Source organism: Desulfopila aestuarii DSM 18488 (assembly GCF_900143695.1).
GTDB classification, from domain to species: Bacteria; Desulfobacterota; Desulfobulbia; order Desulfobulbales; family Desulfocapsaceae; genus Desulfopila; species Desulfopila aestuarii.
The window spans coordinates 83,482-97,368 of sequence record NZ_FRFE01000008.1 but is presented as its reverse complement, the minus strand read 5'-3'; the positions used below and the strand labels follow the sequence as shown (position 1 = coordinate 97,368).

The 13,887-nt window shown below is 53.3% G+C and carries 13 protein-coding genes and 1 tRNA gene; 3 read left to right on the top strand and 11 right to left on the bottom strand.

Annotated elements, in window-relative coordinates:
• The first annotated feature begins 9 nt into the window (after window positions 1-9).
• Genes BUF15_RS09955 through BUF15_RS09945 form a run of 3 tightly spaced genes read left to right on the top strand, consistent with a single transcriptional unit; the run spans window position 10 to window position 2,201 of the window.
• Window positions 10-897, top strand: a complete 888-nt coding sequence (locus tag BUF15_RS09955; RefSeq protein ID WP_073613324.1) for an ABC transporter permease — start codon at window positions 10-12, stop codon at window positions 895-897.
• On the top strand, window positions 894-1,688 hold the full coding sequence (locus BUF15_RS09950; protein ID WP_073613323.1) for an ABC transporter ATP-binding protein: 795 nt from the start codon (window positions 894-896) through the stop codon (window positions 1,686-1,688). Before BUF15_RS09955 ends, BUF15_RS09950 begins: the two co-directional genes overlap by 4 nt.
• Before the next feature lie 12 nt (window positions 1,689-1,700).
• Window positions 1,701-2,201: a YehS family protein gene (locus tag BUF15_RS09945; RefSeq protein ID WP_073613322.1), complete on the top strand. Its 501-nt coding sequence runs from the start codon at window positions 1,701-1,703 to the stop codon at window positions 2,199-2,201.
• A gap of 65 nt (window positions 2,202-2,266) precedes the next feature.
• Here BUF15_RS09945 and BUF15_RS09940 read toward each other — a convergent pair.
• From BUF15_RS09940 to xylB, 11 genes are all read right to left on the bottom strand, one after another.
• A tRNA-Gly gene (locus BUF15_RS09940) sits at window positions 2,267-2,341 on the bottom strand.
• Between the two features lie 599 nt (window positions 2,342-2,940).
• The gene (locus BUF15_RS09935; protein ID WP_073613321.1) at window positions 2,941-3,978 is read right to left on the bottom strand and encodes an aldose epimerase family protein; all 1,038 of its coding nucleotides are present in this window, start codon (window positions 3,976-3,978) and stop codon (window positions 2,941-2,943) included.
• 311 nt (window positions 3,979-4,289) lie between these two features.
• Entirely contained in the window at window positions 4,290-6,422 is a 2,133-nt protein-coding gene (locus BUF15_RS09930) for an FAD-dependent oxidoreductase (RefSeq protein WP_084553821.1), read from the bottom strand.
• Window positions 6,423-6,442: 20 nt separating this feature from the next.
• A complete protein-coding gene (locus BUF15_RS09925) occupies window positions 6,443-7,018 on the bottom strand; it encodes an electron transport complex protein RnfA (RefSeq protein WP_073613319.1) in 576 nt (191 codons plus the stop codon).
• Between the two features lie 12 nt (window positions 7,019-7,030).
• Window positions 7,031-7,648, bottom strand: a complete 618-nt coding sequence (gene rsxE / locus BUF15_RS09920) for an electron transport complex subunit RsxE (RefSeq protein ID WP_073613318.1) — start codon at window positions 7,646-7,648, stop codon at window positions 7,031-7,033.
• A gap of 15 nt (window positions 7,649-7,663) precedes the next feature.
• Entirely contained in the window at window positions 7,664-8,251 is a 588-nt protein-coding gene (locus tag BUF15_RS09915; protein ID WP_073613317.1) for an RnfABCDGE type electron transport complex subunit G, read from the bottom strand.
• On the bottom strand, window positions 8,244-9,239 hold the full coding sequence (locus tag BUF15_RS09910; RefSeq protein ID WP_084553819.1) for an RnfABCDGE type electron transport complex subunit D: 996 nt from the start codon (window positions 9,237-9,239) through the stop codon (window positions 8,244-8,246). Before BUF15_RS09910 ends, BUF15_RS09915 begins: the two co-directional genes overlap by 8 nt.
• A complete protein-coding gene (locus BUF15_RS09905; protein WP_073613316.1) occupies window positions 9,239-10,555 on the bottom strand; it encodes a 4Fe-4S dicluster domain-containing protein in 1,317 nt (438 codons plus the stop codon). The genes BUF15_RS09910 and BUF15_RS09905 overlap by 1 nt, the downstream gene beginning before the upstream one ends.
• A 10-nt stretch (window positions 10,556-10,565) precedes the next feature.
• The gene (locus BUF15_RS09900; protein ID WP_073613315.1) at window positions 10,566-11,195 is read right to left on the bottom strand and encodes a cytochrome c3 family protein; all 630 of its coding nucleotides are present in this window, start codon (window positions 11,193-11,195) and stop codon (window positions 10,566-10,568) included.
• Entirely contained in the window at window positions 11,185-11,688 is a 504-nt protein-coding gene (locus tag BUF15_RS09895) for a hypothetical protein (protein WP_073613314.1), read from the bottom strand. Before BUF15_RS09895 ends, BUF15_RS09900 begins: the two co-directional genes overlap by 11 nt.
• 675 nt (window positions 11,689-12,363) lie before the next feature.
• A complete protein-coding gene (gene xylB / locus BUF15_RS09890) occupies window positions 12,364-13,878 on the bottom strand; it encodes a xylulokinase (RefSeq protein WP_200802363.1) in 1,515 nt (504 codons plus the stop codon).
• Between the last annotated feature and the right edge of the window lie 9 nt (window positions 13,879-13,887).

Sequence of the window (13,887 nt, the reverse complement as noted above, 5' to 3'; positions counted from 1 at the left end):
AATACCGTAATGACGCTTTATGCAGCGCTTGGTGCCGTAGAACAGGGACTTGTCTACGGCATCATGGTTATCGGGGTCTACCTGACCTTTCGTATTCTCGATTTTCCCGATCTGACGGTTGACGGAAGCCTGCCGCTTGGTGCGGCGATTTCGGCGGTGGCCATCACCAATGGAGTGAATCCCTACCTTTCGTTGGTGTTGGCCCTGGCGGGCGGAGTTATGGCGGGCATGGTTACCGCCGTGCTGAACACCAAGTTCAGAATTCTCCATCTGCTGGCCTCGATTCTCACAATGATCGCGCTTTACTCTATCAATATCCGAATCATGTCGGGGCCCAACGTGGCGCTTCTCGGGGTGGAGACGGTGTTTGATTCAGTGACCGGTGTCGGGGTGCCGTCGCAGTACGCCGGCATCCTGGTCTTCGGTGGTTTTGCGCTCTTGGTGGTGGGCTTTATTGTCTGGTTTCTTGGAACAGAACTCGGCCAAGCCGTGTTGGCCACCGGTGATAATCCCAAGATGATCACCAGCCTTGGTGTCAACACCCACACGATCATTATTCTGGGAGTGGGGATGTCCAACGGGCTGGTGGCGCTCTCCGGGGCACTTGTGGCCCAGAATCAGGGGGCAGCCGATGTCGGAATGGGGATTGGAACCATCGTCGCCGGTTTGGCTTCGGTAATCATTGGTGAGACGGTTTTCGGTGATAAGACCATCGCTCGCGCCTTTATCGCCGCGCTGCTCGGTTCGGTGCTCTACAGGCTGGCTATTGCCCTGGCGCTCGGTATGGAGTTCGGCTCGTTCAAGTTTAACCCCAGCGACCTGAACCTCATTACCGCCGTTCTGGTCATCTGTGCACTGATCACACCTAATATCAAAAAGAGACTCATCAAACGGTGATTTCCTTAAAGAATATCAAGAAATACTTCCATAAAGGGAGCGTCAACGAAGTCTTCGCCTTAAACGATATCAATCTGGAGATAGGGGAAGGGGAGTTCGTCACGGTTATCGGTTCCAACGGGGCCGGGAAATCGACGCTTTTGAACTGTATCGCCGGCTCGTTTCTGCCAGATTCAGGTTCCATCACCATCAATAACTGTGATGTGACCGCCTGGCCGGAATATAAACGGGCCAAGTTCATCTCCCGCGTGTTTCAGGATCCGCTGCTCGGAACCTGCCCATCCGCCACTATCCAGCAGAACATGGCGCTTGCCATTCGCCGGGGGATGTCACGCGGGCTGGCTCCTGGGGTGAAGACGAAGGATAAGCCTTTTTTCCGTGAGCAGCTCAAACACTTGGGGCTTGGCCTCGAAGACCGGGTGATGGATATTGTAGGGTTACTCTCCGGCGGTCAGCGGCAGGCGCTGACCATGCTGATGGCCACCATGGTCAGGCCGGAGGTGTTGCTGCTCGATGAGCATATCGCGGCGCTCGACCCCAAGACAGCCAACCAGATACTTAGTCTCACCCGCGATATCGTGGCAGAACAGAACCTCACTACCCTGATGATCACCCACAACATGAAGCATGCCATAGCCTTTGGCAGTCGGCTGATCATGCTGCATCAGGGCCGGATTATTCTCGACGTGCGAGGCGAAGAAAAGATGCAGCTGACCGTTAAGGATCTGCTGGCACAGTTTTACCGGTCCCAGGGCGAAGAACTGGCTAACGATTCGCTGCTCTTGGGCTGATAGGAGATATCCTTGAATAACAACGATATATTACGACGTGTCCGCTATATCTTCGATATGGATGATTCTCGGATGATGACCGTCTTCAGCTCAACGGGCTACAAGGTGACGCGGGCCCAGATCAGTGACTGGCTGAAAAAGGATGATGATCCAGCCTTTAAAGCTTGTGATGACAAACAGCTCGCTATCTTCTTGAATGGCTTCATCAATGACAGACGTGGAAAAAAAGAGGGTGAGCAGCCGCAGCCGGAGAAACGGCTGAACAATAACATCATTTTCAGAAAGCTGCGGATTGCCCTTAATTTGCGAGATGAAGATGTCCTGGAACTTCTTGAGCTGGCAAATTTTCGTTTGAGTAAGCATGAACTCAGTGCTTTTTTTCGCAAGGAAGATCACAAACATTACATGCGTTGCAAAGACCAAGTACTTCGTAGATTTTTGCAGGGATTGCAGATTCGGCATCGAGGAGAGCCGGATGGTGCGGAGGACGGGTCAGAAGGTTGGTGTCGATAACCCTCCAGATGGCAATGACTAGAAAAGAAAAAGGCGACCCGTTTTAGGGGTCGCCTTTTTGTATTTGGAGCGGGAAACGAGATTCGAACTCGCGACTTCAACCTTGGCAAGGTTGCACTCTACCACTGAGTTATTCCCGCGCTGTTGCCTTGCTGTGGGGCGATTATTTACCAAACCCGGTATTTGAAGTCAACAACTCTTTTACTCAAATTTCATTTCCTCTCTCGTATTTCCTTTTCCCGCATTGCCTGGAATAAGTATTTTTGAAATTTTCATATGAGAACAGGCTGTTTTTCCTGGCTGTGATAGGCGGAAAAAGGTGTCTCTGCTCCTGGGCCAAGTCTGTCGACTGCTTTATGTAACATGTTGATATTTGTTGTTTATGGTCATTGTTCTCCCATTGTCTCCTTGGGGATTGCAAGGTTAGGTCTTTGTCTGTACTTGGTATCCCGTAGATGCTAATGATGGGTCAGTTGTTTCGCCCGCGCTTTTCGGCTTTTTCTTATGGTCCGTGTGGTGCTCAATAACATTCAGAAGGAGATGGTATGAACAGGATACTGGTGTTGATGGTATGTGGTCTGATTTTTTCGCTTGGGGTAGCTCAGGCGGCATATCATCATGCAGGTGAAACCGATTCCGATACCGTGCTGGAGGTCTATCCGGCACTTGCGGGAACAAAGCTGGACAGTTGTAGCCTTTGTATGGGGGGAGCCGCAGATCAGCAGGCTGCCCATTTTTTTCAGACAACATCGAAGGAAAAAACAGTGGTGTGGCTGTATTGTTCGCCTGCCTTGAGGATCGGTGAGGGAAACTCCGGCTGATTAACGGCATCGGGGAAATGTTGGGTCTCCAGGCAGAGCCCTCCCCATTTGGGATAACGTGTGTTGTTTTTGCCGGCGATCTGCAAGGCTGTAAGGTGGGTGCCGTCGTAGAGTTGGATACCCGGTTTGGTGGTAGAGATTTTCAGAGTCCGCCCAGACTTTGGATCGTGCAGTTTTGCGGCGGGGCGCAGGATGCCGGGTATGCCGCTTACCACATAGTTGACATCATAGCCTGACACGAGATCAGGGTGATTGGGATTAATGGCCGCAAGAGAGTTGAAATCGAAGGGTGTTCCGGCGACCGGGAGGATCCGGCCGGTGGGCAGCAGGGCGTTGTCAGATTCGGTTATTGTATTTGCATAAATGTGCAGCTGTTGGCCGCAGATGTCGCCTGAATCATGACCAGCAAGATTGAAATAGCTATGCTGGGTGATGGAGACGGGTGTGTCCTGGTCGCTGATAGCGGTGATGTCGAATACAAGAGTGTTATCGGCAGATAAGCGGTAGATGACAACCGCATCAAGGTTGCCGGGATATCCGCCCTCTCCATCCGGAGATCGTCGTGTAAGCCGCAGGCAGAAATCTTTTTGGTCGATATAGGGCTCAGCCTGCCAGCGGTGTGTATGGAAGCCGTGAAAGCCGCCATGCAGGTGATTTGGGGGCTCGTTGGCGTCAAGGTGCCTGGTGACGCCGTTTAAGGTGAATTGCGCGCCTTGTATACGATTGGCAAAACGGCCGACGATAGCTCCCATATAGGCAGGATTCGGGATGTAGCCCGCGAGGCTGTCATAACCGAGGACTACATCGGCGGAGCCATTGCGACCCGGAGTGTGCAATTCACTGATGATCCCACCGTAATCAAGAATTTTGACCAGCATGCCGCTGTCATTCTGTAAGGTAAAGGCTGTTATCTCCTGGTCTGCGATTGTCCCGAAAGATGTGGCAGTAATGGGCATGGGTAGGTCCTGATAGCAAATATTGAACTGCGTTTGGCTCTGTATGAATGTAACCTGTTCGTTAGGATATAGCTGTTACAGCGGCAAGGAATTTTTGTCAAATCGGAAAATCCGCAAGGGGAATAAACAACGGGAAAGAGCAGAAGTGTAATCGGGAGAAGGTTTTGCCGGAAAAAGAGGTGTTACGAACCTTTGGACGAGTATTCCACAGTACAGAACCCATGCTGGATAATCCAACATGGGTTCTGTGGCTGTTCTTTGAATGGAAACTGTTTCAGGTCATTCGTATTCGCTTCGCATTGCAGGGTCTATCATGCTGCCGGTGCTGTTTCCTTCTTCTCAACGATGTGCGGCTCGTTGGGGCAGGATTTGGCAATACGGAGTTGATCCTGAGGCAGATCGCTCTGATCGTAGCAGTAGATGCCGCAGTTCAGACAGCGGCTGGCCTCTTTCTGGCACTGCTCTTCAGTGATTGTTCGTTCAACCTCACTGAAGGTGCCCATACGTTCGGCCAACGGAATCATCGGTTTTATCGCTTTGGTCGGTGTGGGGATAACATTCACCAGCGAATCCACCAGGGCTGGTGCCATCATCTCACGCTGCCGGTCCTCGATGGGTGGGATCTTACCTTCTGTCACATAATAATGGATTGAGCGGGCGGCGAATCGTCCGCCGGCGATCGCTTCGACAAGAAGACGTGGACCTGTATAGCAATCACCACCAGCGAAGACGCCGGGGAGGTTGGTCTCAAGAGTCTCTTCATTTGCCTGGATCGTATGGTAACGGGTTTTCTCCAGACCGTCTGCCTCGATGATACCATCAAGGTTGCAGGCCTGGCCAACGGCCTGGATAACGACGTCACAGTCCAGTATTTCGTCGGACCCCTCTACCGGCAGTACCTCGGGCATGCCGCCGGCGGAGTCACGCAGTGTCACTTCCTGCACTTCGATGCCGGTCAGTTGGCCGTTTTCTCCGACAAAGCGCACCGGAGACACCAGGCAGCGCATGATCACGCCTTCTGTTTCAGCATCGTGGATCTCGTGGGCGTTGGCTTCCATCATATCCCGTGAGAATCGGAAGATCAGCAGCACACTTTCTGCACCGATACGAAGGGCGGATCGGGCACAGTCCATGGCTACGTTTCCTGCACCGATGACCACAACCCGCTTGCCCTTGATAATCTCCTCGGCGGTATGGAAACGCCGCAGATATTGGATGCCGCTGTAAATGCCGTTGAGCTCCTTGCCTTCCAGTGGAAGCAGGCGGCCAAACCAGCAGCCAATGGCCAGGTAGACGGCATCAAAGCCAACAGCTTTCAACGAACGGATAGTGATATCCCGACCGAGTTTAACCCCGGTGTGGGCCTTTACGCCCAGTTCCAGTACTCCATCGATATCCCATTGGTATTGCTCTTCCGACAATCGGTAATCAGGGATGCCATAGAAAGGCATGCCGCCAAGCTTTGGCATCATTTCAAAAATCTCAACCTCGTGGCCGAGGCGTCTGAGGTAGTAGGCTGCTGTCAAACCTGATGGTCCACCACCAACAATCGCGATTTTAAAACCTGTATCGGCAGCGATAGGAACCTGGAGCCGCTTGCCGCTGGTTCTTTCCCAGTCGGCGACAAAACGTTTAATGGCATTGATTGCCAGAGGGTCGTCCTGGGTGGTACGCCGGCATTCAGTGGCACACAACTCCGGACAGACACGACCTGTAGCTGTCGGCAGCGGATTGCGATCTTTGACAGTCATCAATGCCGCGCCATATTCACCGCGGCGGGCATGAGCCAGATATTTGGGGATATTGATCTGGGCCGGACACCGTTGACGGCATGGCGACAGACACTGGGTGTATTGATTCCAGTGAAGAATTTTGGTCTTTTCACCCACAAGAGAGATAATCCCTTTGGGACAGGCGGCGACACAGCTTCCGCAACCCACACAGCGTTCCGGATCAAATATCGGTAGACCACTGTCAGGGTTCAGTCGGATGGCGGAGAAACGACAGGCACGCATGCAGGAACCGAGGCCGAGGCAGCCGTTTTCGCATCGGATATACCCATGATAGAGCTGAAGGGCGGCTCGGCAGTCCTGCAGACCCGAGTAATGGAACTTGCGGGCTGCCCGGTAGCCTCCTTCGCAGGTGGCACAGGCAAGGGTCGGCTCGGCACCTGTGACATCGTAGCCGAGAAACGCACCGATGGCTTCAGCGGTTTCACTGCCGCCGACCACACAGGAGTTGACTTCAATCTTTCCCTTGACCATCGCTTCGGCAGCAGAGCTGCAACCTGCCTGGCCGCAGCCCCCGCAGTTGGCACCCGGCAGCAGGTCTGTTACCGCTTCTATCCGTGGATCTTCCTCCACGACAAAGACTTTCGCTGCTATGCCAAGGATAATAGCCGCCACGAAGGCGATCCCGACAAGCAGGACTATTGGCGCAATCACAATTACTCTCCTTCTATTCCTTAAGAGGCCATTCCCTTGAAGCCCATAAAGGCAAGGGCCATGATACCGGCGGTTACCAGGGCGATGGAAGTACCCTGCATGCTTTTCGGTACTGCCGAGATCAGGAGCCGTTCACGAATGCCGGCGAACAGGATCAATGCCAGGCCATAGCCGATGGCACTGAAACTGGAGAAGACCATCATCTCGGAAAATGGCAGCTCTTTCTTGGCGATAAGCAGGGCAACACCCATAACGGCGCAGTTGGTGGTGATCAGCGGAAGATAGACGCCGAGAGCATTATAGAGCGTTCGACTCTTCTTCTTCAAAATGATTTCTACAAGCTGAACAAGCGAGGCGATAATCAAAATAAAGGTCAGCGTCTGCAGAAACTGAAGGCCGTAGGGCTTCAGCACGAAGGTGAAGACGGACCAGGTGAATAGAGAGGCAAGGGACGTGACAAAGAGGATTGCCGCGGCCATGCCGATTGCTGTTTCCAGTTTCTTCGAAACGCCTAAAAACGGGCAGTTGCCGAGATACTGGGCCAGCAGGATATTGTTGACGAAGGTGGCCGAGATGGCTAGAAAAAAGAGATCCATAAGAACGTTCCTTTACCCCTGGATAAATTTCTCGCCGCGCCAGCGGGAGAAGAGATTCTGAAGAGCGAGCAGGGTGCCGATAGTGACAAATGCACCGGGAGCAGTGACGAGAAAGGACATCGGTTCAAACCATTCCCCGAAAACAGGCATACCAAACCAGGTGCCGGCCCCCAATATTTCCCTGATTGAGCCGATGAGCGTAAGGGATATGGCATAGCCGGTACCAACACTCAAGCCATCCACCATGGAAATAAATGGCGGATTCTTGGAGGCAAAGCCTTCTGCTCGACCAAGAACGATGCAATTCACCACGATCAGGGGAATATAGATTCCGAGCTGTTCTGAAAGTGGGAAAAAGTAGGCCTTCATCAGGATTTCGACAATGGAAACCAGGGTGGCGATAATAACAATGTAGGATGCAATGCGTACCTTGGCGGGGATGATATTACGCATGCTCGAGATCGCACCGCTGGAGAGCATCACGACAAAGCCGGTGGCGACTCCCATGCCGAGCCCGTTTTCCGCCGACATGGTCACGGCCAGTGACGGACATAAACCGAGTACCAGGCGAAACGGTGGTATCCGTTTCCACAGGCCGGCGGTCAATGTGGGAAGAAATTTCTGTGCCATGCTATTTGAATCCTTTTATAATTTTGCGATGCGTTGCAGAATCTCAGCCTTTTTCAGGCGTATGAAATCAAGTACCTCGTTGGTGCCTTTGACAGCTGCCCGGGAAGTGGTCGAGGCGCCGCTGATCGAGTCAATTATTCCGCCATCGGCGGTTACCGCTATCGGCTCATCGATCGGTAAACCGTTCCATTGCCGACGAAAGGCGATCTCCTCGATGCGGGCGCCGAGGCCGGGAGTCTCGCTGTGGCTCACCACTTCCATGCCGGTCTGGCGTTCGTTGATAAGATCTATACCGACCATGATCTTCAGGTCTCCGCCGAACCCCCCTTTGCCGACCGCTTCGACCGCCAGTGCGGAGACCTTGTCACCTTCACGGGTGAAGAAGACCGGCACATCACCGGTCTCGGTAGGGATGATCACTTTATTTTTCAGGACTTCCTTTGCAGGCTTGTTGAACAATCGCTCCAGGGCCGGCCCGCGAACGTAGAAGTCAGTCTGCTCCTGGATTTTTGGCCCGAGCTGAACATTGGCCAGCGTAAGTGCGGCGGAGCAGAACCCTGCAATGAGGGAAAGCACCACCACCATGCGTGTAATCTCAGACATTTTCAGCTCCTTTGACTTTTGGTTTGATCATGTCAAGAAGGGGGGCGGCGAGGCCGGCCAGCAGCACTGCGAAGACCATACCGTCGACATGCTTTGAATAGCCACGGATGAATATCAGCAGGATGCCTGCCAGGAGGCCGTACAGAAAGAGGGGCAGTTTATTTACCGGTGAGTTGGTATGGTCGGTGAGCAGAAAAAGTCCCATAAAGACCGTTCCGCCGCTCAAGAGATAAAACAAGGGTGAGGCGAACTGCGTTGGGGCATAGAGGTGGAAGATCCCGGCGGTGGCGAAGACACCGATGAAGAAACCGGCCGGAGCCTGCCACTGGATTTCCCGGAGCATCAGCAGAAACAGTCCGCCCACCAGCAGAAAGAGCACCATGCCTTCGGCGGTGCCGGCAACCTGGCGACCGATGAGCAGGTCAAGCCAGTTATAGTGTGATTCGGCAGACGCACCGAGAGACTTCAGTAATCTGAGGGGCTCGATCATGGTGACCGGCCAGTCCAGATCTTTCAGGGCGCCGGTGTAGTCCATACGCGCGGGCCAGGAAAGCTGCAGGACAGCGACCGCGAGCACGGCCGGCTGGGCCGGATAGGCGCCGACGCCACCGAAAAATTTCTTACCCACAACCACCATGAAAAAGCAGCCGATAAGGATGAGCCACCAGGGGGCATTCACAGGCAGCATAAAGGCCAGCAACAGAGCCAGACTGACGCTAGACCAGTTGGAGGTGAGATCCCGTGACGGCGCCAGCTTTTCAGCCACCAGATCGATGATGACTGAGAAACCAACACAAAGGGAAAAGACCCGAAGGGCGGCAGGGCCGAAATAGTAGAGACTCGCCGCCATGGCGGGAAGGAGAGCAATAACCCAGCGTTGATAGATTGAAGCCAATCCGGTTCCCAAGCGGAAATGAGGGCCGACTGCCACATCGAGCATGCGCTTGTCTGTGGCCGGAGTGTCGTTGTACATTTTTATTTCTTGCATTATTCGCCTCCCGACATCCAGGTGTGTCGCTCACCGTGGACCATGTCATGATTGCAGAAATGGAGGAGTTGGACAATGGGCCGTTCCGCCGGGCAGACGCTGGCGCAGAGGCCGCACTCGTAACAGGCTTCCGGATGCAGTTCCCTTGCAGATTCAAGCTGGCCGAATTCGATCATGCGGTTGACCAGATGTACCTGAATGTTGACTGGGCAGACCCGTGCGCATCGACCGCAGTTGATGCAGGGGGCAATGGCATCGAAGGGGGATACGTCGCCTGCAATAAGATGGATACCGTTGTTATAGGTTAACGGTGTCTGGTCTGAATACTGGGCATAACCCGTCATGGGGCCCCCGACCACTGTCCGGGTAAAATCGGTAATCTTAAGTCCCTGGCTGGCAAGAACATGCTTGATCGTGCTGCCCAGCGGGAAGCGGACAGTTATGGCTTTTTCGATTGTTGAACCGCTGATAGTGATGCACTTCTGGGTAAGAGGCGAAATGCCGTCCAGCGCGTCAACAATGGCCAGCAGATATTCAACATCGAGCACGGCGATGCCATGATTTCGGTAGTTATCACGGTTGGGGATCCTCCGGCCAAGCACCTGCGCCACGACTTCACGTTCAATGCGGGCATAATAGCTGGGTGGAAGAAAAAACAGTTCGGCAAGACCGGCAAACGTCTTATCAGCGAGCGACCGGAGGTGATCAGGAATCGTGAGGCAGATACGGGCAGCAGGCATAAAGGAGCGAATGCGCTTCAAGCCTTCGGCAACTTTCTTTGCATTCTGTTCAAGGAGCAACTGGGAGGTGAGGATGGTGGTTTCTGGTCGAACACCTGTGATAACCACGGTCTCGATGGCTGGCAGATCCCGCATTTCTTCTTCGCCCCATTCACGTCCGGACAAGGTCCAGGGAGGGGCGACACCGGCGGAACGCATTCTGTCCATGGCTGCATCTAGGTTACCAGTGGTGATGGGACCCTCGAAAATTTCATTGGGAGCCAGCGGCGCTCCTCCGTCGTTTTCAATGACGATGGCCGGAGAGTGGACAGACTGCGCGGTCCAGACCGTGGTGATATCTTTCACCGTACCGCTAATGGAGGCGATAACACTATTGCCGTTTCGTGAGGCGCCGATAGCCTGACCTTTACGGACAATGTCTCCGGCTTTTACTGTCGGGAAATAGTGTATCCGGCCAGGGTAATCCAGCGGTATAGTCACATGATCCGGATCGTCAACCTGACGGATGACTGGGTCATGGGCTGGTGTTCCGGGCAGCATCGGTTTGTTTTGGAACAGGTTCAACAGTCGTTGCATGACAACATTCTCATCGTAAATGGCAGGCGCCGCACACTACTTTTCCGTCCGCTCCGGAGAATCTGGCCGGGGCGTTTTCCAGATGGCAGGAGGTGCAGTTGGTGTGGTAGGCCTCGGAAACAGACCGGGGGGCATGGCACCCCTGGCAGGTGTGGGCTTCTATGTCCAGGTATTCATCGTGCTCCAGCATCTCCGGAGAAAAGCTGTCGTCATGACACTCTGTGCAGTTGACGAGGGGGGTCGTGCTCGGCTGGCTGCCGGGGTGGCAGGTGCGGCATGAGTCGGGCTTGGCATCTTCCATTACCTGGTGACACCTGGAGCAGTCTCGACTGTGTATGTCTTTTAAGTTGTCATGCTCGAAATCATCAGCTTTGACATCCGCATCGTGACACTCGGTGCAGGCTATTGCCTGTGTTGCGGAGTAAAGATCGTGGTGGCACTGGGCGCATGAATCTGCAGACTGGCTGTGCTTTCCATGGTCGAAAAGCACGGCACCAGCCGTGCTTTGAAAGAACAAACGATGTGTATCTGTCTTTTTGCCGTCTGCCAGGCAACCGATGATGGCTCCAGCTACGGCGACAATCAGTACGATTGTCAATGATCGGGTCCAGTTTCGACGGACCCGGACGTTACCACTCATGGCTATCCCTTAAAATGAGTCGTTCATTGTCCTCTTCATTCATCTCGTACCAGCGGCATGAACGACGAACGCAGCTGATAAGCTCCAACCGCTTTGAGTTGGAAACCGAGACGTGAATCTTAATGAGTTTGCACTGCTGTCCGTCACAGACACGCTTGCATTTTTCCTCTTTACATACACGACCCACTTCGATGAAGGAGACGTGGCAATGAGGGCACCTTACATCAGTGATTTCCTCATCCTTTTCAATGTGAATCGAGCTTTCCTGTTCTAACACATTGAGGTATGCCGCGACCTTACTTGTTCCGATCTGGCCCTCGTTGTTGACGATCTCAAAAACAGCCTGGTCGCCCTCGTTGAGACCTGTCCCGCACTGGGGGCACCAGCAGGTCAAGTATGTATCCTGTTTAATTTTCCCTCGCTTCATCAAGGGCTGGGACTCCCAGATTTCTTCTTCCCAGCTGGCCGGCAAATCAGAACCTTTGTCTTTCATGAGGAACTCCGTAGGTGCATTTTTAATCTTGTGGTGGGTGGCGGATTCCGTTAGCAGAAACATGAAAAAGGCATATCAACGGTCCTCATAACGAACTTCTTTTCAGGGAGGTGCATGACAATGCGAGACAGAAAAGAAAAACTATACACTGAGGTTTCCTGAAAAAAGGGGCGATGATATCCAATTCCTGGCTGCAAATCAACTTTTTTTTCGAATTTATCTAATTGCATTCAACAGATATACCACATATGTCACATTTGTAAAAGGTGTGGAATCTGCGAAAGTGTACGATTTTGTCATTTATTGTGTATGGTGATTTAACATTATGTAATGTTTGGCAATGTCTAATTTTTGCTTCTTTTGGTGTTCAACCTTGTTTCCTATATGGAATCTCTTGTGGTGGGTTTCGCAGGTGCGAAGAGATAGTGCATTCGGGAGATTAACAGATTTTCGTTTGAGGAAAGTTGAATTTGTCCAGCAAGAAATGAAACCAAGTTTAGTTCTGGAAAGTGTTAGGCGTGTTATTGGTGACACAGGCAAAAATGGTGTGTGAAATGGAACACTTTTGGAAAAATCTGACCAGCAGGTCCCGGCTGGTCAGATTTTTTTCAGTCATGAGGGGGATGCTGAAAAAAATAGGTGGGCGACGAAAGGGATATTACTGGTCGGTCAGGTTTAACTGTTGATGCGTCGTAACTCACCTTCAAGTTGTTGATACCTTGAATATATGTCACCATATTGCTGCCTGCGGCCTTCGTCCGGTTGACAACGGCTCTCCTGATCAAGCTTGATAAAACGATCGCAGATCTCACCAAGGGTTGCCTTGCTGCCTTGTGTCGTTTCGTGGCACCACATTGCCTGCAGGGCACTACCGAGGGCCCCCGCTTCAGTGGTGAGTGGTGAGACGACTGGGGTTCCGAAAACATCGGCTACTATCTGGCGCCAGACCGGACTTTTGGCACCGCCACCGACCAGGCGGATTTCGTTCGGTGCAATAGCGTTTCGTTCAAGGACCTCCATGCCGTAGCGCAAGCCGAAGGTGACGCCTTCCATGGCGGCTCTGCAGAGATTGGCTTTGGTGAAGTTGGTGGTGCTCATACCGTGCAAGGTCGCCGAACCGTTGGGAAGAGCCGGAGTGCGTTCCCCATTGAAAAAAGGCAGCAGTAGAATTCCGCCGCTACCGACATGGGAAGCGGCGATGGTTTGAGTAAACTCCTTAAGGCTCAGGCCAAACAGATTGCGTACCAGTTCTGTTGCCACGGTGACGTTCATCGTGCATACCAGTGGCAGCCAGCCGCCGCTTGACGAACAGAAGGCGGCCAGCTCGCCCCGGCTGTCGATGACCGGGGTGTTGCTGTGGGCGTAGATGGTACCAGAGGTGCCTAAACTCGCGGTTACTACACCTGGGCTGACGTTGCCGGTACCGATCGCTGCCATCATATTGTCGCCGCCACCGGACGAGATGAGTACGTCACTTGGGATGTTCCATTTCGCGGCCAGCTCAGGACGGATGCGACCGGCTGGCTGGTGTGGGTCGCGAAGAGGCGGCAGCATTGCCAGCAAATCATTTTCTGGGTCGATTGCCGAAAGTGCAAACTGCGACCACTGTCTGTTGCGAACATCATAAAAGGCGGTGCCCGAGGCGTCGCCATGTTCTGCTGAGAATTCGCCGCTCAGCCAGTAATTGAGGTAGTCGTGCGGCAGAAGGATCGTATGCAGTCGTCGGTAGTTTTCTGGCTCGTTTTCCTTCAGCCACAGGATCTTTGAGGCGGTAAAGCCTGCCGCGATCGTATTGCCAATGGCAGCGATGGTTGCTTCTTCGCCGCCCAGCCGCTCCGTAATCGTCGTGCATTGGGGTACGGTTTCGGTATCGCACCACAACTTGGCCGGGCGAATGACCTGCCCGTCGCGGTCGAGTGGCACAAAACCATGTTGCTGGCCGGAGACGCCGATAGCTTTGACCTGGCCGTCTTTCACTAGGCGAAGAGACTGGGAAAGTGCCGATTCCAGGGCTGTTTCAAGCGCGGTGACCCAGACAGCCGGGTCCTGTTCGCGACCGCCGCGCTCGTTTTCCATCAGGGTGTGTGGGCTGCTGTTTTCAGCAATAACCTTACCGAGGCTGCGGCTCACTACTACGACTTTGCAACCCTGGGTGCCGGAATCGATACCGATATACAACTGGTCTGCCATTGTTGTTTC